Origin of the sequence: Rasiella rasia, from assembly GCF_011044175.1 — a bacterium.
Taxonomy (GTDB): domain Bacteria; phylum Bacteroidota; class Bacteroidia; order Flavobacteriales; family Flavobacteriaceae; genus Marinirhabdus; species Marinirhabdus rasia.
Genome location: NZ_CP049057.1, coordinates 844991 through 868533 on the forward strand (window position 1 = coordinate 844991; position 23543 = coordinate 868533).

At 33.8% G+C, this 23543-nt stretch carries 28 protein-coding genes; 27 read left to right on the forward strand and 1 reads right to left on the reverse strand.

The genetic code is table 11. The features are described 5' to 3' along the window. The first annotated feature begins 24 nt into the window (after positions 1 to 24). The 27 genes from G5B37_RS03955 (at position 25) to G5B37_RS04090 (ending at position 22226) form a co-directional block, all read left to right on the forward strand. A complete protein-coding gene (locus G5B37_RS03955; protein WP_164678771.1) occupies positions 25 to 936 on the forward strand; it encodes an alpha/beta hydrolase family protein in 912 nt (303 codons plus the stop codon). Positions 937 to 1097: 161 nt separating this feature from the next. Then, positions 1098 to 1643 (forward strand): hypothetical protein, encoded by a 546-nt coding sequence (locus tag G5B37_RS03960; RefSeq protein WP_164678772.1) that lies wholly within the window; start codon positions 1098 to 1100, stop codon positions 1641 to 1643. Positions 1644 to 2040: 397 nt separating this feature from the next. After that, the gene (locus tag G5B37_RS03965; RefSeq protein WP_164678773.1) at positions 2041 to 2790 is read left to right on the forward strand and encodes a DUF1835 domain-containing protein; all 750 of its coding nucleotides are present in this window, start codon (positions 2041 to 2043) and stop codon (positions 2788 to 2790) included. Positions 2791 to 2959: 169 nt separating this feature from the next. Then, a complete protein-coding gene (locus tag G5B37_RS03970; protein ID WP_164678774.1) occupies positions 2960 to 3463 on the forward strand; it encodes a hypothetical protein in 504 nt (167 codons plus the stop codon). A gap of 141 nt (positions 3464 to 3604) precedes the next feature. Beyond that, complete coding sequence (locus G5B37_RS03975; protein WP_164678775.1) at positions 3605 to 4087, forward strand: VOC family protein; 483 nt, start codon at positions 3605 to 3607, stop codon at positions 4085 to 4087. Between the two features lie 588 nt (positions 4088 to 4675). Beyond that, positions 4676 to 5164, forward strand: coding sequence for an AAA family ATPase (locus G5B37_RS03980; protein WP_164678776.1), 489 nt, complete (start codon positions 4676 to 4678; stop codon positions 5162 to 5164). A gap of 37 nt (positions 5165 to 5201) precedes the next feature. Then, positions 5202 to 5684: a Cif family virulence factor gene (locus G5B37_RS03985; RefSeq protein WP_164678777.1), complete on the forward strand. Its 483-nt coding sequence runs from the start codon at positions 5202 to 5204 to the stop codon at positions 5682 to 5684. A gap of 772 nt (positions 5685 to 6456) precedes the next feature. Then, on the forward strand, positions 6457 to 6723 hold the full coding sequence (locus tag G5B37_RS03995) for a CBU_0592 family membrane protein (protein WP_164678779.1): 267 nt from the start codon (positions 6457 to 6459) through the stop codon (positions 6721 to 6723). 11 nt (positions 6724 to 6734) lie between these two features. Continuing rightward, positions 6735 to 7337 carry a short chain dehydrogenase gene (locus G5B37_RS04000; protein ID WP_164678780.1) on the forward strand — a complete coding sequence of 201 codons (603 nt, stop codon included), beginning with the start codon at positions 6735 to 6737 and terminating at the stop codon, positions 7335 to 7337. 336 nt (positions 7338 to 7673) lie between these two features. Further along, a complete protein-coding gene (locus tag G5B37_RS04005) occupies positions 7674 to 8336 on the forward strand; it encodes a hypothetical protein (protein ID WP_164678781.1) in 663 nt (220 codons plus the stop codon). A gap of 202 nt (positions 8337 to 8538) precedes the next feature. Continuing rightward, complete coding sequence (locus G5B37_RS04010; protein WP_263649839.1) at positions 8539 to 9087, forward strand: VOC family protein; 549 nt, start codon at positions 8539 to 8541, stop codon at positions 9085 to 9087. 317 nt (positions 9088 to 9404) lie between these two features. After that, positions 9405 to 10355, forward strand: coding sequence for an SDR family oxidoreductase (locus G5B37_RS04015; RefSeq protein ID WP_164678782.1), 951 nt, complete (start codon positions 9405 to 9407; stop codon positions 10353 to 10355). A gap of 89 nt (positions 10356 to 10444) precedes the next feature. Then, positions 10445 to 11356 carry a helix-turn-helix domain-containing protein gene (locus tag G5B37_RS04020; protein WP_164678783.1) on the forward strand — a complete coding sequence of 304 codons (912 nt, stop codon included), beginning with the start codon at positions 10445 to 10447 and terminating at the stop codon, positions 11354 to 11356. 3 nt (positions 11357 to 11359) lie between these two features. Further along, positions 11360 to 11878, forward strand: a complete 519-nt coding sequence (locus G5B37_RS04025; protein ID WP_164678784.1) for a hypothetical protein — start codon at positions 11360 to 11362, stop codon at positions 11876 to 11878. Between the two features lie 49 nt (positions 11879 to 11927). After that, positions 11928 to 12764 carry a class D beta-lactamase gene (blaOXA, locus tag G5B37_RS04030; protein ID WP_164678785.1) on the forward strand — a complete coding sequence of 279 codons (837 nt, stop codon included), beginning with the start codon at positions 11928 to 11930 and terminating at the stop codon, positions 12762 to 12764. A gap of 109 nt (positions 12765 to 12873) precedes the next feature. After that, entirely contained in the window at positions 12874 to 13206 is a 333-nt protein-coding gene (locus G5B37_RS04035; RefSeq protein WP_263649840.1) for a DUF5655 domain-containing protein, read from the forward strand. A 155-nt stretch (positions 13207 to 13361) separates the two neighbouring features. Continuing rightward, positions 13362 to 14300 (forward strand): TolB family protein, encoded by a 939-nt coding sequence (locus tag G5B37_RS04040; RefSeq protein WP_263649841.1) that lies wholly within the window; start codon positions 13362 to 13364, stop codon positions 14298 to 14300. Between the two features lie 92 nt (positions 14301 to 14392). Then, positions 14393 to 14827 (forward strand): 2-dehydro-3-deoxyphosphooctonate aldolase, encoded by a 435-nt coding sequence (locus G5B37_RS04045; RefSeq protein ID WP_164678787.1) that lies wholly within the window; start codon positions 14393 to 14395, stop codon positions 14825 to 14827. A gap of 168 nt (positions 14828 to 14995) precedes the next feature. After that, positions 14996 to 15523: a RidA family protein gene (locus tag G5B37_RS04050; protein WP_164678788.1), complete on the forward strand. Its 528-nt coding sequence runs from the start codon at positions 14996 to 14998 to the stop codon at positions 15521 to 15523. Positions 15524 to 15534: 11 nt separating this feature from the next. Continuing rightward, positions 15535 to 16287 (forward strand): DUF6090 family protein, encoded by a 753-nt coding sequence (locus G5B37_RS04055; protein ID WP_164678789.1) that lies wholly within the window; start codon positions 15535 to 15537, stop codon positions 16285 to 16287. Between the two features lie 167 nt (positions 16288 to 16454). Continuing rightward, positions 16455 to 16931 carry a Dps family protein gene (locus G5B37_RS04060; protein WP_164678790.1) on the forward strand — a complete coding sequence of 159 codons (477 nt, stop codon included), beginning with the start codon at positions 16455 to 16457 and terminating at the stop codon, positions 16929 to 16931. Between the two features lie 215 nt (positions 16932 to 17146). Then, positions 17147 to 18253, forward strand: coding sequence for a polysaccharide lyase family 7 protein (locus G5B37_RS04065; protein WP_164678791.1), 1107 nt, complete (start codon positions 17147 to 17149; stop codon positions 18251 to 18253). Between the two features lie 31 nt (positions 18254 to 18284). Beyond that, positions 18285 to 18539 carry a hypothetical protein gene (locus tag G5B37_RS04070; protein WP_164678792.1) on the forward strand — a complete coding sequence of 85 codons (255 nt, stop codon included), beginning with the start codon at positions 18285 to 18287 and terminating at the stop codon, positions 18537 to 18539. Between the two features lie 59 nt (positions 18540 to 18598). Further along, positions 18599 to 19234, forward strand: coding sequence for a GntR family transcriptional regulator (locus G5B37_RS04075; protein ID WP_164678793.1), 636 nt, complete (start codon positions 18599 to 18601; stop codon positions 19232 to 19234). After that, on the forward strand, positions 19231 to 20763 hold the full coding sequence (locus G5B37_RS04080) for a serine hydrolase (protein ID WP_164678794.1): 1533 nt from the start codon (positions 19231 to 19233) through the stop codon (positions 20761 to 20763). The genes G5B37_RS04075 and G5B37_RS04080 overlap by 4 nt, the downstream gene beginning before the upstream one ends. Positions 20764 to 20983: 220 nt before the next feature. After that, complete coding sequence (locus G5B37_RS04085; RefSeq protein WP_164678795.1) at positions 20984 to 21349, forward strand: DUF2200 domain-containing protein; 366 nt, start codon at positions 20984 to 20986, stop codon at positions 21347 to 21349. Between the two features lie 37 nt (positions 21350 to 21386). Continuing rightward, positions 21387 to 22226, forward strand: coding sequence for a peptidylprolyl isomerase (locus G5B37_RS04090; RefSeq protein WP_164678796.1), 840 nt, complete (start codon positions 21387 to 21389; stop codon positions 22224 to 22226). A gap of 3 nt (positions 22227 to 22229) precedes the next feature. Here the strand turns inward: G5B37_RS04090 and G5B37_RS04095 are convergent, their stop codons facing one another. Next, positions 22230 to 23459, reverse strand: a complete 1230-nt coding sequence (locus G5B37_RS04095) for a peroxiredoxin family protein (RefSeq protein WP_164678797.1) — start codon at positions 23457 to 23459, stop codon at positions 22230 to 22232. Positions 23460 to 23543: the final 84 nt, after the last annotated feature.

Genomic DNA, 23543 nt, shown 5'->3' on the forward strand with positions numbered 1-23543 from the left:
GAACAACTAAGTCAAATTGAAATTATGAGAAAAATCAGAACTTTACTAATGCTTATTGGACTAATTTTCATTAGTGCCATTTCATTTGCACAAGAAGAAATTGCCTATTTAAATTATTCTCCAAAAGTTGAATACAATGCTAAAGTTGTTGAAAGTAACACATCAGACGACGGCACCATTTTTGAAAAAAATGTTATAGATGGATTTGATTCTAGAATACCATTCTACGTTATTAAACCAAAAGATAATAGAAAAAACAAGTTCGTTATACTACTTCATGGTATGACTGGTAGTAAAGAAAACTGGGTTAACCCAACATCAAGCCTGTCTAAAAAATATGTAACTTTAAAAGATTCTCTATTATCAATTGGATACAATGTTATAATACCCGATGCTAAATATCATGGAGAAAGAAGTTATGAAGCCGACTTTGCATCACCAATTTCATTTTTCCCAACACAAGATGTAGAAAAAATAATCAACCTTTTTGCAACTTCGGTTAAAGACGTTAGAGTAATAATGGACTATATGCAATCACTTGCGAAAGAGGCGCAGATTACTTTTGATGTAGTTGGGTATAGTATGGGTGGAACAATGGCTATTTATTTAAACTCGGTTGATAACAGATTGAACCGAATAGTCGCATGCGTAGCACCTTTGGGAAATGCTCTTAAGACAGGTATGAGTTTAGGACTCAATGAGGAAAACGCTAAAAGGATTGATGAACGCTATTCAAGTGAAATATATGCACCAATACAAAAAGCGCCTATTACTTTACTTATGGGAACAAAAGATAATTGGTATACAGAAAAGGAGGTGCAAGATTTTTATGATAAAATCGAGATTAAAGACAAAACATTGAAATTCTACGAATCAGGACATTATTTACCTGAAGAATTTATTTCAGATGTGATAGAATCATTAAATAAAAAGTAAAAAACTCTGCTCAACAGCGTGTATAATTTATCGCTAGTACTCGCATACTTACGAAAATCTTCTGGGATTTTATATTCGTGTTGTATTTGTTAATTTAGTTGTTCAAATGTGCAACGACATCGTATACAAAACCACTGTATCCAACTAAGAAGTTAAGAATAATGAGAAAAAATAAGATTATTCATAATTTAAAAATTGAAATAATATTTTTAGTGTTGATTTTGATAATTCCTATTGCTACTTATGGACAAAACCAACCTTCTGACAGCTTAAATATCCAGCAAGTTATTGTTGAATTTAAAGAATCAATAATTGAAAAAGATAGCCTGAGATTCTATAAAATTTTCTTTGATGAATCTGTACCATTTACTGGTATAATGTCTGAAAAAACTGAATGGTCTATTAAGAAAAAATATTCTGATTTTCAAGGAGTCGCAGTTTCAGATCACAAAGAATTTATACGAGATATATGTAAATCAACTAAGAATCTACATGAAAAATTCTATCAAATCAACACTACGATTAACGGACCTATAAGTTCTATATCTTTTGATTACGCGTTCTTTTCGGATGAAAAAATGATACAGTGGGGAAATGAAAAATGGAATTTAGCGAAAATAGATAGTACATGGTTAATAACTGATGTCATTTACTCAATTCATTTTCCAGACATAGAGCCATTTCCGTTATCGAAATTGAAGAACTAGTTGACTACACTGCATTGCTATTTACGTTTACGCTCTACCAACCTATGCGTACCGAAAGGGTACCTTTATACGATAACAGCCGCTCATGACCAGCCGTATCATATGTAAAACCTATGTACGTCATTATTTGAACTGCCTAATTCAATTAAAATCATATCTTTAGAGAAACTAACGGCTTGTGATTAAATTCTTCAGAAAAATCAGACAAAAATTTAGTGCAATTCATTGAACAAAAAACAGATTTAATACTGTTGGCAACAAGATCCATAATTCAATTCTAGCTGATTTACAGTTAGAAAAGTCATTAGACCACTCCTTCAATACATTGTAATTTCTTTATTAACTTTCCACTAAATACAACGGCAACAAATCATACACCAGACCATTGAAATTGAAAATGAGAAAACAAATCCACATTCTTAACGGTGATTCATTAAGAGAACAGTTTCCAAAAAAAATTAAAGGAAAATTAATAGTCGCAAGAGAATGTCTTATTGAGGGAAACGTAGCGGGGGATGATTTTAATACATTCTTCAAAAACCGAGCTGAATTCATTTACCAGAATTACAATGATTCGAAAGAAGATTACCAAAGTAAGGTCAGGACAGAATTTCAAAAAATTCAAAATGTTGAAAAAGGAACTGAACTAAATCTTTGGTTTGAAGATGACCTTTTCTGCCAAGTGAATTTTTGGTTTGTATCTTACTTTATATCCCAAAATAAAATTAATGAAAAAGTATATCTTATTAGACCAAAAAATCACAACCAATACGGCTTTGGCGGATTGAATAATGAGGAATTGATCGCTGCATATACTAACAGGCAAGAGATTTTGGAATTAGACAAGATTGCAAATCTTTGGATAGAATACAAAAATAAGAATTGGAAAGGCTTAATGTCAGCAGCAAAAAATATTGAGGATGATTTTCCTTTTATAATCGCTGCTGTCGACGCACAGATTGAGAGAATTCCCAAAGGAAATAACCCTGGTAGACCAACAAGGGTTTTGTTAGAAATAATGGATGAGCTCCAAACTGAGGACTTTGGCCAAATTTTTCGAGAGTTTTCTAAACGAGAGAGTATTTATGGATTTGGTGATCTACAACTAAAAGCTTTATATGAGTGTGCAAAAAACAACCGTTTTTAATTTATAACTGCTTTCATGAATTTTGATTCCAACAAATAAATTACCTTTAAAGTAGAATAAAAACCGAAAGGCGGCGCCATTACCCTACCCCGTCACCAGCCACATGAAGCTTAATTTTAAGCAAAAACTTGTAGACCAATTTTAGACTAGACATTTGAAAAAACTTAATATGGACGAATTTTACACCTTAAGTCAATTAGCCATTTCTATTGCTGGATTTGCTGCATTATTTTCAATTCTTAAGCCGAAAACTGATTCGTATGAATTAACTGATAAGCTAAATTTGATTCGATTCTATGTGATGATAGAATTGGCTTGTATGGTAGTAATTCTATGTTATTTGCCAATTATACTTTTGGGATACTTTAATCCTGAAATTACCTATAAGTTGTCTTTCTTAACTTTTTTAATTTTATCAGGTATATACCATGTTTTTGCTATGAAAAGAAATAAAAGAGTATCTAAAAAAATAAACATTGGAGGAATCTCAACAATCATTATAAGAATTCTCACAATTATAGGATTTATTTTTGCGATTTTCAATTTGACAGGTGTCATTAGTTCGCAATTCCGGGAAAACTACCTCATGTTAATTTTCTTAATTTTTTCTATGGACATATATTTTTTCATCCGATTAATATACTTTTCAATTGGTAAAAAAGCTGATTTATAGAAGTAAAACATGTTATAAAAATGCATCTAACGGAACCAGCTAATGGTTAAGTGATTGTATTTCTTTCATTTAATCGTAAATTTGTCCATCGCATAGCATGTATAAGGGACACCACTGTTGTAGCTATTTAAACTAAATAAAATGAAAAATATCTGTTCAGCAAAAACAATTCGGTTTACAGTTATTCTACTCTTTGTCACTATATTTTCATACGCTCAAGAAAACGAATTACCTGAAACTAATGGTTCATTTTACGCTATTTCTGTCAAAAACCTTGATAAAGCAGTAGAATGGTATGCCAACCATCTAGATTTCACTATTGAATCTACAGCTGAAAATGATGAACGTAAAGGAGTACTAATGACTCGAAAAGGGTGCATTCTTGAATTAGCAGAATTCACAGGAGCAACCGATTTAAAAGAAATTAAATCAAACATTGAATCTCATGAACTATTTGGGATCTTTAAAATTGGTTTTATTACCAGTAATATTGAAGAATCCTTTAAAGCACTTGAAGAATCGGATGTAGAAATTTTCTTTTCAATAGTAGATTTACCTAATGGAAAACGGACATTTGGAGTTAAGGACCTCGAAGGAAATATTATCCAATTCTTCGGCGAATAAAAACACTCTAAATAAATAACTATTATTCGATGTGGTTTTGAGTCACACCATAATTAAAGACTTACGAGATTAATTTTAACTATTACTTTTATCCAGTATTTAGGAATATTTAAAGCTCAGAATACAACGTATAATTGTTCTGTAAATATTGATTTTATGCTCGCCGATTTTGAAAAGACTAGTCCGTCTTATGATATAGCAAAGAAATGTTGGTGAAATGAGTAGTTCAAAACATCTGTAGCCCTACGCTACTATGATTATTTTTTGTGGACATCAATAAAAAACTGAATAGAATTTACAAAGAGTATCTACAATACGAACATTATGAAATAGATTCAGATTTCGAATTAAACGATACTAAAGATTAGATAGTAAAAGCGTTAGGTGAAATTAACAATGGGTAAGAGTGTATTCTCGAAGAGCTAATTAACTGTTTAATAAAAGTGAATTTAGAAGATGTAATGGGTGGCCATCATTTAGGATACCTTTTTAAAGACGAATGATTGTGGTTGTAGCATTGCGCCGCCATAACAGCCACATGATTGCGACAACTTATATATAACCATTACCCAAATTAACGAGAACAAGATGATACATTTAGTAGTTGGCAATACTGGTTCTGGAAAAAGTACATATTCAGCAGAATTGAAAAGAAAAACAAATGGAATAGTTTTTTCAATTGATACATGGAATAATACACTATTCCTTGCAGACAAAAAGCCGGAAGATGGATTGGATTGGTTTTTAGAGAGAATCGACAGAGCAGAAAAAATAATGATGAACCTAATTAGGCAATTGGAAAGCACAAGTACTGATTCTATTTTGGATTTAGGATTATCGAAGTATGAGCATCGAGAAAAGTTCAGAAACTTTGCCAAAGCTAACGGGTTTGAACTAAAGATTCATTATTTAGACATTTCAAAAGAAACTCGTTTGGGCAGGGTTATGAAAAGGAATGACGAAAAAGGTGCTACTTTCGAATTTGAAGTAACGAAAGAAGATTTCGATTTCATGGAAGGTTATTTTGAAAAACCCAGTGAAGATGAAATCGGTGACGGAATTATCATTACAGAATAAAAATCAATAGACGATACCATATATTAAAACAATTAAGATGAAATATCTACTACTCACATTGACTCTTGTTTTGGGAATGCAGTCGGTTGTTTCACAAAACATCTCAGAATCTGACAGTTTACAAATTGTAAATAAAATTGCCGATTGGAATAGAGCTTGGAAAATCAAAGACGCTGAATTAGCCTGTAAATGGTATTCAGAAAATGCTGATTTTACGAATGCATTCGGGTTTAATAGAATCGGACAATTAGAAATACAAAAATATTTAACTGAGGTTTTTGGATTTGACTTTGTAATGGCAGGAAATACGGAGCAGACCTCCTTAAAACTAAAAAAAATATCTGAAAAAGCAATTTTAGCAATTACAACTGTTGAACGGAAAGGACAAAAAACAGCAGACAACAAAAATTTGGAACCTCGAAGAACTACCCATTATCGATTGTTTGAAAAAAATGAACAATGGAAAATTACGGCACATCTTATTTCAGATGCAAGAAGCATTAAAATAGAAAAACACTAAATACGCAATACAACGACGCCCAGTGTTGATTGCTCTTGTTGCCTAAGACGAAGATTTTTCCCTACTTATAACAGGGTATTTCAAAATAAAATAGTAGCCTAATGGTACGCCAAAAATCTTTTACAAGACTATCTCACTTCATTATTTGAATTACCTAATTTAATTAATATCATATCTTTAGAAGAACTAACCCCTAATGATAAAATTCTTCCGAAAAATTCGCTACAGCCTTATAAAAACAAATAAAACTAGAAAATATATAAAATATGCTATTGGAGAAATCCTATTAGTAATTAAATGTATTTAAATGATTAAAGAAAGCACCTCATCGCTAAACACAGTTACTTAGTTAGTAATGCATATCTGTTAAAAAAAAAAATGAAAAATCATTTTTATATATCTAGAATTATAGATATATTTGAAATATGAATTTAAAAACGGCCACAGAAATTGGGAAATGTTTATCAAACAAGGTCAGATTTCAAATTTTAGAGTGGCTTAAAGAACCTGAAAAACATTTTCCACCCCACGAGACATTAAAACATTTCAATGATGGTGTTTGTGTTACCTATATTCAAGAAAAATCGGGTTTATCACAATCGACCATTTCAACATATCTAACCAATATGGAAAAATGCGGATTACTAATATCAACAAGACACGGAAAGTGGTCATATCTGAAAAGGAACGAAGAGACAATTAAACAGTTTATGAATTTTCTATCATAAAAAAATTTAGTAGTACATATCGATATTTCGCAATATAACAAACTATGAAATCAGTAATTGACATTATGGGTTGGTTGGGTTCAGGATTAATAATCCTTGCCTATGCCCTAACCCTTATTAAAAGTAAAAAGTATTTAGATTATGGTAAGTATTTAAACTTACTTGGAGGTGTTTTAATAGCTACAAACTGTTATTACTACGACGCCATTCCGCCTTTTGTCACTAATTTACTTTGGAGCGTTATCGCGACGTTAACAATATATAAGTCACGAAATAAAAGAAGAATCACCAAAACTCAATGTTTAACTTAAAAATACAAACAATGAAAATTTTAATAATTGGAGGAAACGGAACTATAGGAAAAACTGTTGCTTCATATTTCAAAAAAAACAACGATACTTTAATCGCTGGACGAACTAAGGGCGATGTAACTGTTGATATTGCCGATGGTAATTCAATAAAATCTATGTTTGAAAAGATTGGCAAAGTCGACGCCATAGTATGTATCGCCGGAGAAGCCAAATGGGACGACTTTAATAGACTTACTGAAGACGATTACTACATCGGATTAAAAAGTAAGTTAATGGGACAAGTTAACCTTGTACGCATTGGACAGAATTATTTAAATTCTAAAGGTTCGATTACGTTATCAACAGGAATTTTGGCAGACGACCCAGTTGTAAAAACAACAAGTGCAGCCATGGTAAATGGTGGGATACATAGTTTTGTACGAGCGGTTGCTCTCGAAATTGAAAACGGAATAAGAGTCAATGTAGTTTCATCTGGAATGGTAGAAGACGCATACGAGAAGTACAAAGACTATTTTCCAGGCCACAATCCGATACCCATGAAAAAAGTAATTAATGGATATGTAAGAAGTGTAAACGGAAAAGGAAATGGCGAAATAATTAGAATATATGACTAAAATAGCCAGTTACAGCAAAGTACAAGGCTAATGTCTGTTTTTGGTTACTACTAGTAAGTCTTCCACCAATTGTTATCATTCTAGAATCTAATTTTGAACGATAAAATCCTACCTAACATTTCGCAAAGATTACTTTCTATAAAGAATTCGGTATTATTATTGAAGCTGTTGTTTAGTCAAAAGAAATATTGACCAATTAAAAACTGCCTTTAATAAGGTGTTTTTATTTTAGTAGGCAATAGTTAAAACAATTAAATTTTCTATTTTTTTTTTAATTTATCTATCATATAAAACAATTGTCTGTAAATTACATCAATCAAAATAACTTGAAACGTAGTGCATAGGATATATAAAATAGTACCATTTTTTCTACTTACCATTTTTGGTTGTAAAGCACAGAACATTTTACCTTCAGATTTTATTCCAGAAAAGTATGTTGAATTTGAAAGGTTCTTTGGCGACCTTAATAAAGATGGACAAGATGATTGCGTACTTATTATTAAAAGAGTAGACACAATTAACATTGTTACCAATAGATTTGATGAACAAGTAGACAGAAATAGACGTGGAATTATAGTATTATTTAAAGACGGGGAAACTTATCGACTTGCTGATAAAAATTATGACTGTTTTTCATCCGAAAATGAAGACGGTGGAATCTATTTCCAACCAGAATTACAAATTGAGATTAAAAATGAAAAGCTATATATTCAATATGGACATGGTAGGTATGGATTTTGGTCATATACTTTCAGGTTTCAAAACTCAAATTTTAAATTAATCGGATTTGATTCTAGTAGTAATTATGGCCCGATAACGAATAGGGAGACAAGCATAAACTTCTTAACAAAAAAGAAATTAGTTAAAGTAAATACCAACGAAGAAGCAGAAGGCGGAGATGAAATTTTTAAAGAAACTTGGAGTAATATAGAATTAGAAAAATTAATGAACCTTTCTGAAATAAAAGACTTTGACGAGTTAGATATGTATCGGTATTAGGGGTAGCACACTAACAAAAATGTATACATTTCAAGGCTACGACAGTTTTCTTTTAGAATCGTTGCTTATTTTTAATTAACTTGCTCTTCAGACCTCTCAAAGCCATGACTAATGTTGGTCTAATATAGTTACACCTAGCCGAAAAGTACTCTGCTTGCTACATTAACACATTATTTATATGCTACAGATAAAACCACATACCATGAAACAAGTTGTATTAGTGCTACTGTTGGCTTTACTAACAGTAAGCTGTTCTAACGTTAAGCAAGACAGAGGAGAAAGTGATGAATTACATCAATTACGTGCTAAACTTGATAGTTTGAATAATTTAAACACAGAAGAACCAACTACAATGAAAGAGCAAATAGCAACATTTTTCACATTTCAAAAAGAAGACGCAGAACAGGCTATGAACTTTTATATTGGGCTGTTTGATAACTCTAAAATTATTGATTTAAAACGTTGGGGACAGGAAGGGCCTGGAAAAGAAGGAACTATAATGCACGCCACATTTAGTTTAAACGGCAAACTATATATGTGTAGTGATAGCCCACCAATTCACAGTTGGGGTTTTACACCGGCGGTTTCAAACTACATTGAATGCTCTAACAATAGCGAAATTGAACGGTTATTCACACAACTATCAGAAAACGGAAAAGTTATGATGCCTTTAAATAACTACGGATTTAGTCAGAAATTTGGTTTTGTGGAAGATAAATTTGGAGTTTCATGGCAACTAAACCTTCAATAAATGGTTTGAGACGATTTGCTTCTGTTACTTGCTTTCAAATTAGCTAAAAACTTAAGACGATACTAATACCATATTTACTACCATACGGTTGGTAAATGACATTTTAGCAAATTTGGTTTTTTAAATTTTCCGAAGTAGATAAAAATCAACCATTGTATTAAATCAAGTGCAAAAAGAATTCGAAAATACACCCTACAGCTACGGTCTACTCTAACCCAAACCAAAAAGTATACAATATTCGAAAATCTGTATAAAAAGTTACGATCACCTCACCTTTACCTTTGTCCTATTCTTATTAAAAGTTAAAACAAATAAAGATGAGTACAACACAGTTTGGTAAAGATGGGTGGACCCCAGAAAGAATTGGAAATTTAAAAGGGAAGACATATGTCATAACTGGTACAACTAGTGGTACAGGATTTGAAGCGGCAAAGATATTACTTTCAAAGGGCGCAAAAGTGGTGATGCTTAATCGTAACTCCAAAAAAGCGGAAGATACGATCGCAACATTAAGGCAGGAACTTAGTGCTAGCATAGACGTATCTAATATACGTATGGATTTAGCAGAACAAGCTTCTGTTAAGAAAGCTGCACAACAGATTCTCCAAACAGTTCCTCAAATTGATGCACTAATCTGTAATGCTGCCATTGCTCAAGTACCGAAACAGACCTTTACCATCGACGGATTTGAAAGTCAACTAGGTGTAAATCATTATGGTAATTTCTTACTACAAGGACTACTCTACCCATTAATTTCGGCATCTAACGGACGCATCGTGGTTGTGGGTAGTATGGGTTATAATTTAGGGATAAAAACCATACAGTTTGACGATATGAACTGGGACAAGAATTACAGTCCAAACGGTGTATATAGCCAAAGTAAATTGGCGCAGATTATGTGTGTTTACGAATTACAAGACCGCCTGAAAGAAGCAGGTAAAACTAATGTAAAGGTTTACGCCTGCCATCCAGGGGCCTCACGAACTTCATTAATTAAAACCAGCGGTAGTTTCATGACGCGCTTTATTTGGCAACTAATGAAGCTTTCACCAATGGTACAATCGGCCGAAAAAGGTGCTTATCCGCAACTCATGTGTGCCACAGAACCCTATTTAGACCAAAGCGGTTTTTACGGACCCACGGCTAGAAATAATTGGAAGGGTCCTGTGGGAGAGCACAAATTGGAGCCTCATGCGAAAGATAAAGCGGTAGCCGAGAAATTATGGGAAGTTTCAGAAATAGCCACAGGTTTTAACTGGAGCTTTTAAAGCCTACTATCATTTAACATATTATCCTTAACTTCCCAATAGTAATTTTGAACTCAATTATAAGCGTTCTGAAAGAATACAGAATTGATATGAAGCATTTTAATACAGTATCGTCATACTTAGAATACCTTGAACTACCTGGCCCAGAGCATCCTATGCTTAGTGTTTTTAATTCAAAAGGCGATGGTTTTCTTCCTTGTCCGAAAGAAAGTTCACCACCTATTACCAACGATTGCTATACTATTAGTTTAAAGAAATTTGTGAAAGGCGACTTAAACTACGGCCGTACAAAATATGATTTTACAAATGGTGTCTTAATTTTTATCGCTCCAAGACAAGTCTTACAATGGGATAATAGTGTGGTTTTTGAACAAAAAGGTTTTTCTATAAACTTCCACGAAGATTTTCTAAAGGGAACAGAGTTAGCACAACAAATTAAGAGGTATGGTTTCTTTTCCTATTCGGCCAATGAAGCGCTTCATCTTTCGCCTAAAGAGGAAAAGCAGATAGAATCTATAGTAGCGAGTATTGAAATAGAATATCAAAATAATCAAGACGAGTTTAGTAAAGATATTATCATTTCCCAATTAAGCACGCTTTTCAAATATGCCAATAGATTTTATGAAAGGCAGTTTTTAATTCGAAAAGAACTGGGTAATGATTTATTAGTTCAATTTAATCGGCATTTAGAAGCTTATTTTGAATCAGGACAATTAAAAGAAAATGGCGTACCAAGCATAGAAAAAATAGCAAACGAAATGTCGGTTTCGCAACGATATCTCAGTGATACGCTTAAAAAAGAAACAGGTAAGTCTACTACTGAACACTTACAACTTTACCTGATAAATGAAGCGAAAAATATTCTATTAAAACCCAACAAAAGTATATCTGAAGTGGCTTATGAATTAGGATTTGAATATCCACAATATTTTTCAAGATTATTCAAAAAGAAGGAAGGTATTAGCCCGTCAGCCTTTAGAGAATTATATAAAATGAATTAAATTATGGATATATTAAAAACAGCAACCGATTGGGCAAAAGCAGAACTTTTTTCAACCCCCTTTTTTATTGTATTCGGACTCCTATTTGTGGTGGCAAGTGTTGGATTTTGGCAGCTGGGTAAAACCGAAATTGCCAGAGCCTACATAATTCCAACCTTAGTTGCAGGTGTGTTACTACTAACCATAGGGGTTGGATTGTATTTCACCAATAAATCTCGAGTTGTAGCATTCGAAACTGAATACCATAACAATCCTACTACTTTTATTGAATCGGAGATTACACGTGCTGAGAATACCTTAAAGGAATATAAAACAATAGTTTTTACTGTTATTCCGGTACTAATTATTGTAGCATCTTTGTTACTAATTTTTATAAACACCCCAACTTGGCGAGCAGTTTGCATAACAACCATTGCCATGATGGTAGTGATTTTGCTAATAGACGGAACTGCCCACGCAAGAATTAAGGCTTATAAGGCAGAATTGGAAGTAGCACTTGGTCAAAATAGTATACTTCAATGAAATATTTTAGGTTTGTAAAACTGAAGTTGAACTATAAATTTCTTCTTTTATGAAGGCAGTTTATTTAGTGTTAATAGCAATTCTATTCGTATCCTGCAATGACAAGACAACGGTCTTAAATGAAGCAAGAGCTGACACATTACAACATAAAATTATTGTTCCACAATTTCAAAAAACAATCGATTCTGCAGGAGTTAATGGTTCAATTTTAGTCTATAGTCTTGCAGATGACACCTATTACTCGAATGATTATAAATGGTCTGAAATAGGACGACTGCCAGCCTCAACTTTCAAAATCGCTAATTCAATTATTGCTCTTGAAACTGGAGTGGTTGAAAATGACAGTACGCTTTTTAAATGGAATGGTGAAGAAAGAAGGCTTAGCAATTGGGAACAAGATTTAATTTTTAAAGAAGCCTTTCATTTTTCTTGTGTTCCTTGTTATCAAGAAGTAGCAAGAGAAATTGGAGCCAAAAGGATGTCAAAATACTTAGATAAACTTGATTACGGAAACATGAAAGTTGACTCAACAAATATTGATTTGTTCTGGCTTGAAGGTGCTTCTCAAATTAATCAGTTCCAACAAATAAGCTTTCTGAAAAAGTTCTATCAATCTGAGTTACCAATTTCTCAACGTACTGAAAAAATAATGAGGAGGATGATGGTAATTGAAGAAAATAAAAAGTATAAATTAAGTGGTAAAACAGGCTGGTCTATTAGAAACGGAAATAATAATGGTTGGTTTGTAGGGTATGTAATAGCACAGCAGAAAGTATATTTTTTCGCCACAAATGTTGAGCCGAAGGAACAGTTTGAAATGAACCAATTTCCAATGATTAGAAAAGCTATAACCTACAAAGCGTTAGAAGCGTTGAAAATTATATAAAGCTTATTATTTATGCTTTAAACATCTTAATCATTAAAAAGTTACTTAAATTTTTTAACTTATTACGCTATAAATCTTCGGCAAGCAACGTTAAGAAGCACTCGATCTTGTGAAAGACCAATATAAGGGAAAGGAAAATCTACTTCCAATGTACGAAAATCTTCTGGCTGTGGTTAAAGAATTTGGTAGCGATGTCACAATCACACCTAAGAAAACTAGCGTAAGTATCATCAGGAAAAAACAATTTGCGTTAATAAAACCTGCAACCAAAACTAGAATTGATTTAGGACTAAAGCTAAAAGAAAAACCAACCACAGACCGTCTCGAAAACTCAGGACCCTTTGGAACCATGTGTACGCACAGAGTTAAATTGACTGATACAAATCAGATTGACAATGAATTAAAAGACTGGTTGAAAGAGGCATACAACAAAGCAGAATAAATACTTGCTGCAACTTCTCGTATGTTAAATTGCTACTTTTGTACTACACGAACTAGAATTTCGAATAAGGCTAATAGAACTGACTTAATCTTTGTCTCTAAGTTTATAATTATGATGAAATGATATTTAGAAAACCACTATTACTCATACTTTTTTTGTCAATACTAGTTATAGGTTGTGAAGAAGTGAAGCAAGAAGTAACAAAATTAGATTTAGAATTAGCAACAAGTAAAGTTGAGTTATTTGGAAAAGGTATTGTTTCGACAAAATTATATGAAAGAGATATTGCAATTTCGCCAGATGGAAAGGAACTTATTTATAGTTTAGGCGACTACAAACAACAAAAACGGTGTCTAGTACAAATCATTAAGAAAGAAGGGAAATGGGGTGATCCTCAACTATTAAGTATCTCTGGAACATATCAAGACATTGAGCCATTCTATGCGGAAGAAGGTCGTAAGCTGTTTTTTGCTTCAAATAGACCTATAGAGAAAGGTTCGAAAAGAACAGATTATAACATTTGGTATAGCGAAAGAGATGGAACTGCCTGGAGTGAGCCTAAAGCGTTAAATGAAATGATAAATACCGAAAAAGATGAATTTTATCCATCTTTAAGTCGAAATGGAAACCTATATTTTACAGCATCAAGACAAGATGGGATGGGGCTAGAAGATATTTTTGTTTCAAAACTAGTCGATGGCGTGTATCAAAAGGCAGTAGCTTTAGATAGTACCATTAACACAAAACACTTTGAGTTTAATGCGTACATTAATCCCGATGAAAACCTACTAATATTCAGTTCGTTTGGAAGAACCGATGGATACGGAGGAGGTGACCTATATTATAGTACTAAAGATAAAGATGGAAACTGGAGTCTGGCTAAAAATATGGGCGAGAAAGTCAATTCACCTCAGTTAGATTACTGCCCCTTTATTGATAGTGAACGAAACAATTTCTATTTTACAAGTGAAAGAACAGAAGAAATTCCGACTACAATCAACAACCTTGACCAATTAAAAGACTTTTCTAATAAGACGGAAAACGGGATGGGAAATATTTACAGCATTAGACTAAAAGAATTGAACTTTAATTAGATAATTTCTTATACCTACATCTCTTTTCATTATCTTAGTCCCAAACCTTGCAACCTATAAACTAAGGGGTTAGCAATTGTAAAAGTCTCCTAATGAAAAATTTATTTATACTTTCGGGAATAATCCTTGTAATTGTGTCTTGCTCTTCAACAAAGAATATTTCAAAAAATGTAAAACAAGAACTCTTAAATGATTATACGTTTGTAATTACTGAAATTTCTCAAGATAAAACCTACGGGCTTTCCCCAAAAAATCCAGTTGAAGTAGGTGGTGCGAAAATTTCTTCAGGCCCAAAAAATGAAAGAAGATATCTTAATGCACTCGCAGGACCCAATGGAGAAGAAATTTCTTATTATCGAGCAGGTAGTTGCTGTCCGGTTAAAAGTGAAAACGGTTTTATGGGAAGCGCAATGTTAGATAACTATAGAGTTACTTGGGAAGGGGCTAAGGATACTATTTCAATTTATATAAACATGTACGATTCTGGACACTTAAAGGCTCCTAGCGGATTTACAATACAAAAATAGTGGCTGTCAAATACGTGTAAAATTAGGGTTGTATACATTTAAATAGGTATTATTTCCTACGGAAATTTTATGCTTTGTGTAGTACTGAAGTGCATTATAAGTTTTTCTATATAAGACAAAACGGGGTAGCCGAAAACCGACCAGAGTAGGCACTAAAACAACTAACAAATGAAAAAACTAACCAAATTAACCAAAAAACTACCATTTATTGTACTCCTTATTGCATTGACTCTTGTCATACAAAGCTGCGAACAAAAGGAAAAAGAAGTGACCAAGGAAGTTGAGAAAGAAGTTGTTACAGAATCTGAAAAACCTGAGTATTTTTTACTTAGACCAGAAGTGGAAAAAGCATATGGATATTCGCATGCCGTAAAAATTGGAAATTCTATTAAAGTTTCAGGAGCGGTAAGCATGGACGATGCTGGAAATCCTACCGCAATTGGAGATTTGGGCCAACAAATGAAAAATTGTTATGCCGATTTAGAAAAGATTTTAAAGCACTACGGATGCACTTTCGACGATGTAGTTGTAGAGAACATCTTTACAACCAACATGCCTTTATTTCTAGAAAATGCCGCGTATAGAGGTGAAATCTATAAAAATCAATTTCCAACGGGCTCGTGGCTTGGTGTAAAAGAACTTGCAATACCAGAATTCATGATAGAAATTGAATTAGAAGTACATAAGTCTGAATAACTTTTCTGCAGATGAAGTTTTTTAGAAAAATTAGAAGAAAATTACTTAACAAAGGCAAGGTTAGCAAATATCTAGCCTATGCGGCAGGAGAAATTATTTTAGTAGTGGTTGGGATTCTAATTGCGCTATATATTAATAATCTGAATACAGAAAAGCAAGAGACTAGTACGCTAAACGGTTATTTATTTAATATTTCAGAAAATATCAAAGCAGACCAGATAAATCTTGACCAAATATCAAAGTTTCGAGATAGTTCAGTGATTGGCTCAAAGTATTTCATGAATATGATTGAGCAAGAATCTACAGAATCTTATGCAACCTATTTTGCTACGTACTTTAAATATAATCCTTGGCTCGATGAATCTTTTCAATCTAATAAAAGCGGATTTGAAGCACTTAAAAACTCTGGCTACCTGAGTAAGATACAGCAAACCTCTCTTGAAGCTGAGTTGTATAAATACTATAGTTTGGTTGAAAAAATTCAAGAAGAAGAGCAGAGTCTAAACAATTTCATGGAAGAAATGGAGTATGATATGTATAAAAACAATATCGTGCAGAGAACGAAAGTGATTATTAAAAAGCTCTTTCAAAATGTCGCATCAGATGAAGATAGAACTGAATTAAAAAATATTCTATCGTATCCTGCTTTTGCAGGTAGCCATTCTAGAAACGCAGGCACTAGCTATATGAATGTTTTATATGCAGAGCTTGGCAAAGTTGCGTCCAATCTTCAAACTGAAATTGAACGAGTTGGCAAAGAGTAATTGATCAGTTTTTTACAACAATTGTCTAATACCATGCTAGCCTTAGCTTAGTTTAAAATGGTTAAGAAATACATAAACTCCACCCTGCGCAATTCCTGTTACCCTACCTTTGTAGATAGGAAATTTCCGTAGAAAGAAATAAATTAAACTACAAAATAGAATTTGAAATGGATAACACAAACGCAATCGGACTTAACAACAACAAAGCAGAGCATTTATCAGAAAAATTAAATGAGCTTCTGGCAAATTATTCGATTTTCTATCAGAATACTCGCGGATACCATTGGAATATTAAAGGTGAAAAATTCTTTGAATTACACGTGAAATTTGAAGAGCTATACAATGATTTACTACTGAAAATAGACGAAGTAGCCGAAAGAATTCTAACATTAGGTTTTACGCCGAAGCATAATTATGCTGATTACAGGAAAGTTTCTAAAATTAAGGAAAGTGATGAAGTGAATGATGGTGTAAAAGCAGTTGGAAATATTTTAACCTCTTTTCAGACTATTATAGTGTTACAGAGAGAATTACTTACGATTTCTGATGATGCAGACGATGAAGGAACAAATGCATTAATGAGTGATTACATTAGAGAACAAGAAAAGCTAGTTTGGATGTATTCAGCCTTTCTAAATAGATAGTAAGGCGTTTACTGTGAAGGAAACGTGTATAAATTCTAGTTTAAGGTTTGCTGTATTAGTCGCTCAAAAACCCTATTTTAGTCAAATATATGCGTTAGAGACATTACTATGTTCTAACGTTAACTATCACGAGGTTTTATAAAACTGCGTTTTAAATAGCTATTTCTAATTAAAGCCAGAGTGCTAGTTCGTACCTTAAACTTAAACTAGAATTAATGACTAAAAAATTTATCACGTTTGTACCAATGTTCTCATTGGTTGGGGTTTTGTTGCTACTTAGCAGCTGTAATAATAAAAAAGAAGCTAGTACTACTGAAATAGAGACTTTAAATAATAAAGAAGCTCAAAAAACTATATATGCCAGCGATATTACTCCGTTTTTTGATCACTGGAAATTAATTTTAGGTGATGGCTCGAATGTTGGAATAGCCAATAATTTTGAGAATAAGGATTTCTTCTATACTGCAAACGACGGTGAAGATTGGGTGGTCTACAAAGCACCAAACGGAGGTGATACTCATGGAACATCTAATAACACAAGGACCGAACTTGCGCAACAAAAAAAGTGGTATCCTAAAACTGCCAACGACAAATTAACGACCACACTTAAAGTAATGAATGTTTCTAGTACAGGTGATGCTCGTGTGGCTGCTTCATATTCTGTAGTGGTAGGCCAGATTCATAGTGCAGACAAACACGAGAACGAACCTCTAAAGATTTTCTACAAAAAGTTTCCTGGGCATAGTAAAGGCTCGGTTTTTTGGCACTACGAAATCAATACAGCTGGCGATGACAATGCCAAAAGATGGGATTATTCTACTGCCGTTTGGGGAAATGATTTTTCTGTAGTTGGCACCGATGTAAGCACATATCCAGAAGAACCAGAAGATGGTATTGCTTTAGGCGAAGCGTTTAGTTATGAGATTGTTGTTAAAGATGGTGTTATGAACTTAAAATTTACGAGTGAGGGGCATGAGACAAAAACATTTGCTAAAAACTTAATTGTTTCAGAATATACCACAACGGCAAGTATACCAGAGCAAACTCAAAAATTATTTGTGCCCATTGGTCAAGACGGTGTTGAGCGCGAAAATGCATACGCAGGAGAAGGTCTATTCTTTAAACTTGGTTCTTACAATCAGACTAATGGAAAATCGCCTGAGGTGAATAAAAATTGGTGTTCTGGGGCTGAAACACATGGCGGTGATATCCAGAAGCAGTATCAAGACGGAAACTATGCCGAGGTGTGGTTTAAAGAAGCAAACATATACGTAAGTGAAGCAGCAGTTTCAAATGAAGGCTATTTCACTAAAAACGACTAGCAGTTCAGTATGTACAATATATAAACCCGTTATGAATTTTTATCTAATTGGCCTATTTGGTGGGATTGTATTATTAATTCTTCTCACCTTCATCAAAAAAGACAGTAAATATGCAAAGTTTGGAATCAAACTAAAACGAGTGTATTGTCCCAATTGTAATTTAAAGCAACCTATAATGCGTAAGCCCGCAAACCAAAGACAAGCCTTATTTGGTGGATATACCTGTAAAAATTGCGGTGTTGAAATGGACAAATACGGAACAGAAATAGATTCCAACTCTGTGTAGCCTTCATTTTTATTAAAATTTTATTTGTTAAATCGTATACGATATACTATATTTGATTTATGATTTCAAAAATAATTTTCAGAAACGTTATCAAAGACATACTACTAAGCTATATGCTGAAGGGTACTATAAAGGCTGGAGAACGCCTCTCGTTGGCTCAAATAGCATCAGATTTAGACGTAAGTGTCACCCCTATTCGTGAGGCCCTAACGCAACTTACCGAGACCGGACTTGTAACCTACAAATCGAATCGAGGATTTTTTGTTACCGAATTAAGTGAACAAGAAGCAACAGAGATTTATGAGATAATTAATCTTCTTGAGAGTGAAGCTATTAGGAACACAACATACAGTGCAGAACATATCCGTCAGCTAAGAGAGATTAACAAACAGTTTTCTGCATGTAAAGATGTGAAGGACAAATTGCATTTAGATAAAACATTTCATCAGAAATTAATTGAAAAATACACCAACCAACACGCACTTAAAATAGTTGAAGATATACGCGTTCGTGTATTTATCTACGAGCTTGAGTTTATGAATGCCGTATCCACTAGCGATTCTGCTTTAATGCATGAAAAGATTATTGATCTTCTAGAAGCTGAAAACACAGCTGCTGCAATTCTCGAACTTGGCGCTAACTGGAAACTAAGTGTAAACTATATTATTAATATGTATCAATCTAAAACGTTATGAGAGCCATTTTAACATATTCAGGTATTATACTAGCAGCCATGTGCTTAAGTTGCAAGAAAGCGCCTTCTAAGGCTTTAGCGATGAATACTACAATTGTTGAGACCGAATTAGGGGCTCGTGTTGATAGTGTTTTAACGCCGTATCTAGAAAACTTACGAACAACTACAGATAACAATGCCGCTCTTGCTGTTGGAATCACCAAAGGCGACAAAATAATTTATGCTAGAACGTTTGGGTATGCCAATATAGAAAAAGGTCTAAAAGCAGATTTAAATACTGTTTTTCATATTGCTTCAGTGTCTAAGCCATTTACTGCGGCTGCAGTAGTTAAACTCATTCAGCAGGGTAAATTAAAACTAGATGATAAAATTATAGATATTGTTCCTGAGTTTAAAATGAAAGGTGACAACTACAAAAATATTACAGTAAAGCAAATTCTTACTCATACTTCAGGTATTCCTAGACATGTTACCGTAGACGACTGGAACAATCCTGTGTACGGCCCTACTGCCCCATTAAAAAATTTAAATCACGCAAGAGATTTTGAACTCGATTTTGAACCTGGTTCAAAGTTTAATTATAGTAATTCAGGTATCGACATTTTAGGTATTGTAATTAGCAGAGCAAGTGGAATGACATTTGAAGATTACGTTAAAAAACACATTCTACTTCCTGCGGGAATGACTCAAACACACTATTTGAAGCCAAAAGATAGTCTTCCAACTAATTGGGCCGAGGCCTATTCGTATGGTCTTGAAACCGAAAAATGGTCTCCTTTCCCATATACCGAAAATTGCTTTCCGAGTGGCGGTGTACACGCTTCCTTAACAGATATGTGCAAGTGGGGAATGATGCACGTTGGCAAAGGTTCATTTAACGATTACAATGTTTTAGACAAGGAGCATTTCGAATTAATGGTTATCCCACACTCAGATACACCATGGGGAGATAAGATAGGTTTAAGTTGGTTCTTACAATCGTATTTAGACAAGCCTATTATCATGCATACTGGAAGTGATTCTGGTTTCGAAGCAATCATGTACGTCTACCCAGAAGAAGACATTTCTATTATTGTTATGGCGAATAGAGATTATGGTAGAACAGGAAGAGTTGTAAATGCTGCTTCTGAAGCGGTGTTTGACAAAGAACTTAAAGCGTATGAGGTCTCAGCAATCTATAGTTTTGCAAAAACATATAAAAAACATGGGATAAATGCTGCCAAGGAACATTGGGAGTCGTTAAAGAAAGATACAACAGACGCTATGTATGTAAGCAATAATCATTTACTTTCCACGGGCGCAGTTCTAGGAATAAACAAAAAATGGAAGGAGTCTAAAGAAATACTTGAATATTACTTAACATTTGACCAAAATTCAACTTTTGCATGGAGGTTGTTAGGCAATTCTAACCTAAATCTTGGAGATACTTTAAAAGCAAAAGCTTGTTACGAGAAAACGCTGCAAATTAATCCAAATTACGAAAAAGGTAAATTAGCGCTTGAAGACCTTCTAAGTACATTAGAGCACTAATTTATTCTGAAATAGAACGTACATCTCCAATTCGTTATTTGGTTCCTAATTAGTTATCTGTAAAACACACATGACGAATCCTAGTAGTTGCTCCTAATTCACACGAATCTAAAAGTATCTTGAATTAATTCTATACCTTTATAAACAACAAGTTAGAATTATAAACTGTTTAATTTTACCAACTTTCGCTTAGGTAGAAATATCTAGATAATTTACAAACATGAAAACTACTCCCGAACACAATGCGCGTGTTGCAAAACTAACCTTTAGTGGGGTTTATCCGCACTACGTTACTAAGATTGAGAAAAAAGGCAGAACAATAGAAGAGCTGCACCAAGTTATTGAATGGCTCACTGGGTTTAATGAAAAACAGATTCAGCAACTTATCGATGAAAAAGTAACTTTTGAAACCTTTTTTGAAAGAGCAACAATACATAAAAACGCGCATCTCATAAAGGGAGTAATTTGCGGCTACAGAATTGAAGAAATTGATAATCCACTAACAAAAAAAGCGCGGTATTTAGATAAGTTAATAGAAGAGCTGGCTAGGGGAAGAAAAATGGAAAAGATTCTAAGAACCGAATAAGTCAAATACTTACATAACTACTCATACCAATAAACCAATGTCTTATTTCATTAAAATTTCAGCAGTTATACTTATAGCCTTAACTATACATAGTTGCAAGCAACCTTCGGAAACTTTAATCCCTCAAGAGAATCCAAGAAAAAAGATAGAAATGACCACTAACTACGGCACCATGATAATTGAGCTTTTCAATGAAACGCCACTACATCGTGATAATTTCACCAATTTGGCAAGAAATAAAGCGTATGACAGTATTCTATTTCATCGCGTTATAAATCAGTTTATGATTCAAGCTGGCGATCCGGAAAGTAAGAAAGCAACACCCACAGACACGCTTGGTGAAGGAGATGCACCTTATATGGTAAAGGCAGAGTTCAACGATTCTTTATTTCATAAAAAAGGAGTGCTTGCGGCGGCCAGAGACAACAATCCAGAAAAGTCTTCGAGCGCTATGCAGTTTTATATTGTGCAAGGTAAAGTCTTTAACGATAGCCTTATAGATCTTGCAGAAATACGCCTCACAAAAAACAAAGCAATAGATTATTTTAAAGAAAAATCTGAACAAACTGCCTTATTAGATTCTGTAAGCAAAGCCATGTTTACAGGTAAAAGAGAACGTTACATGACTTTAACAGACAGCGTTTTAGAGTTAGCAATAGCCGCGGGCGATTTTCATCCGTATAGCATCCCAGAGTATCAGAAACAAGTGTATAAAACTATTGGAGGTACACCGCATCTCGATCAAAACTATACAGTATTTGGAGAAGTTGTTAAAGGTTTAGATATACTAGATAGTATAGCAAGTGTTGAAACTTCTAATTTAGACAGACCTCTTAAAGATGTAAGAATATTTTCAGTAAAAGTAATAGAAGAATAAGTTTTATTCGTTAAGCAAAGTAGCTACAAACGCTTCAAAGTCTTTAGTAAACGCATCGTACTTATCGCCTGTGGCAGGACCGTTAAAACCTGTGTGTATTTTACGCACAACTCCCTTTTTATCAATAAAAACGGTAGTTGGATAGCTTAAAACATGATTAAGCATAGGTAGCTTCTCGTTGGCCTTCTTTTTGTCTTCACTGCCATATTGGGCAAGTAAAATTGGATACGGAACCCCCACCTTCTCTTTTAGTCTATTAATTGCCGCCATCGCCTTTTCTTTAGAAGGGGCATACTCAAAAGCTAGGGAAACAAATTCTAAATTGTCGTTTGGGTTTTCTTTTACATACTGCGTATAATACCTTGTTTCATCAAGACAATTTGGGCACCAAGTTCCCATTATTTGAACGATAACCACTTTATTTTGAAAGCGCTCATCAGATAAAGAAACCATGGTATCGTTGGTGTCAGGAAACGAAAATTCTAATGTTTCATAGCCTTCTCTCAAGAACGTTAATGAATCTGCTTTGGGCAATTCGTACGCCTCGTTCTTTTTAGCCGTAAAATTTTCTTTCCAATGGTTGCCACTATAGAAAACACCGTTCATTAAAGTATCTCCTTGCACATTGGCTTCAAACAAAAAGGCATGCGCCCCATCGAATGTAGAAAGGCGAAGTGTGTCATTTTCTACAGAGCCATCTAAATAGCGGTAATCTCCCGTGGTAGTTCTAAAGGTACCAACCACCTTATGTCCGATCTGCTCAAACACACCTTTAGCAATGTAGCGATCTGAAGGCTTTTTTGGGCTAAATACCGTTTCCCAAGTGCCCGTAACAGTTGCTTTGGGCGCTGCATTTACCGAAAAACGTTCTTCTCTACCTTGCTTCATTACAAATGGAACCACTCTATTTAAACTTGGCTTTATAAAATTTCCATAGATACTGTCTTCAGTAAAAACACCTTTAAAAACACCTTCATAAATTGGGTGTGCTATGGTAATACTATCGCCAACTATGGTAATATCAGAAAAGACAACTTCTTCTTCAGCATTATGTACTACTAGCGTTTGTTCTGCAGTATAATCGAAAAGAAAGGGCAACGGCTTTCCATCTATGGTTTCTAAAACTGCTCTCCACTCCCCTACTTTAGGTTCCTTTACCTCTCTGGAACAGGCAGAAATTACTAGTACTATTAAAACTAATAGACTGGAAAAACGGAAACGGAAAGAATTCATAATCAATAGATTTTCGTGGTAAGTCGTACAAAATGGAATCAGATTTCATTTTTATTACAACTCAAGTCATAAAAGTAATCACAA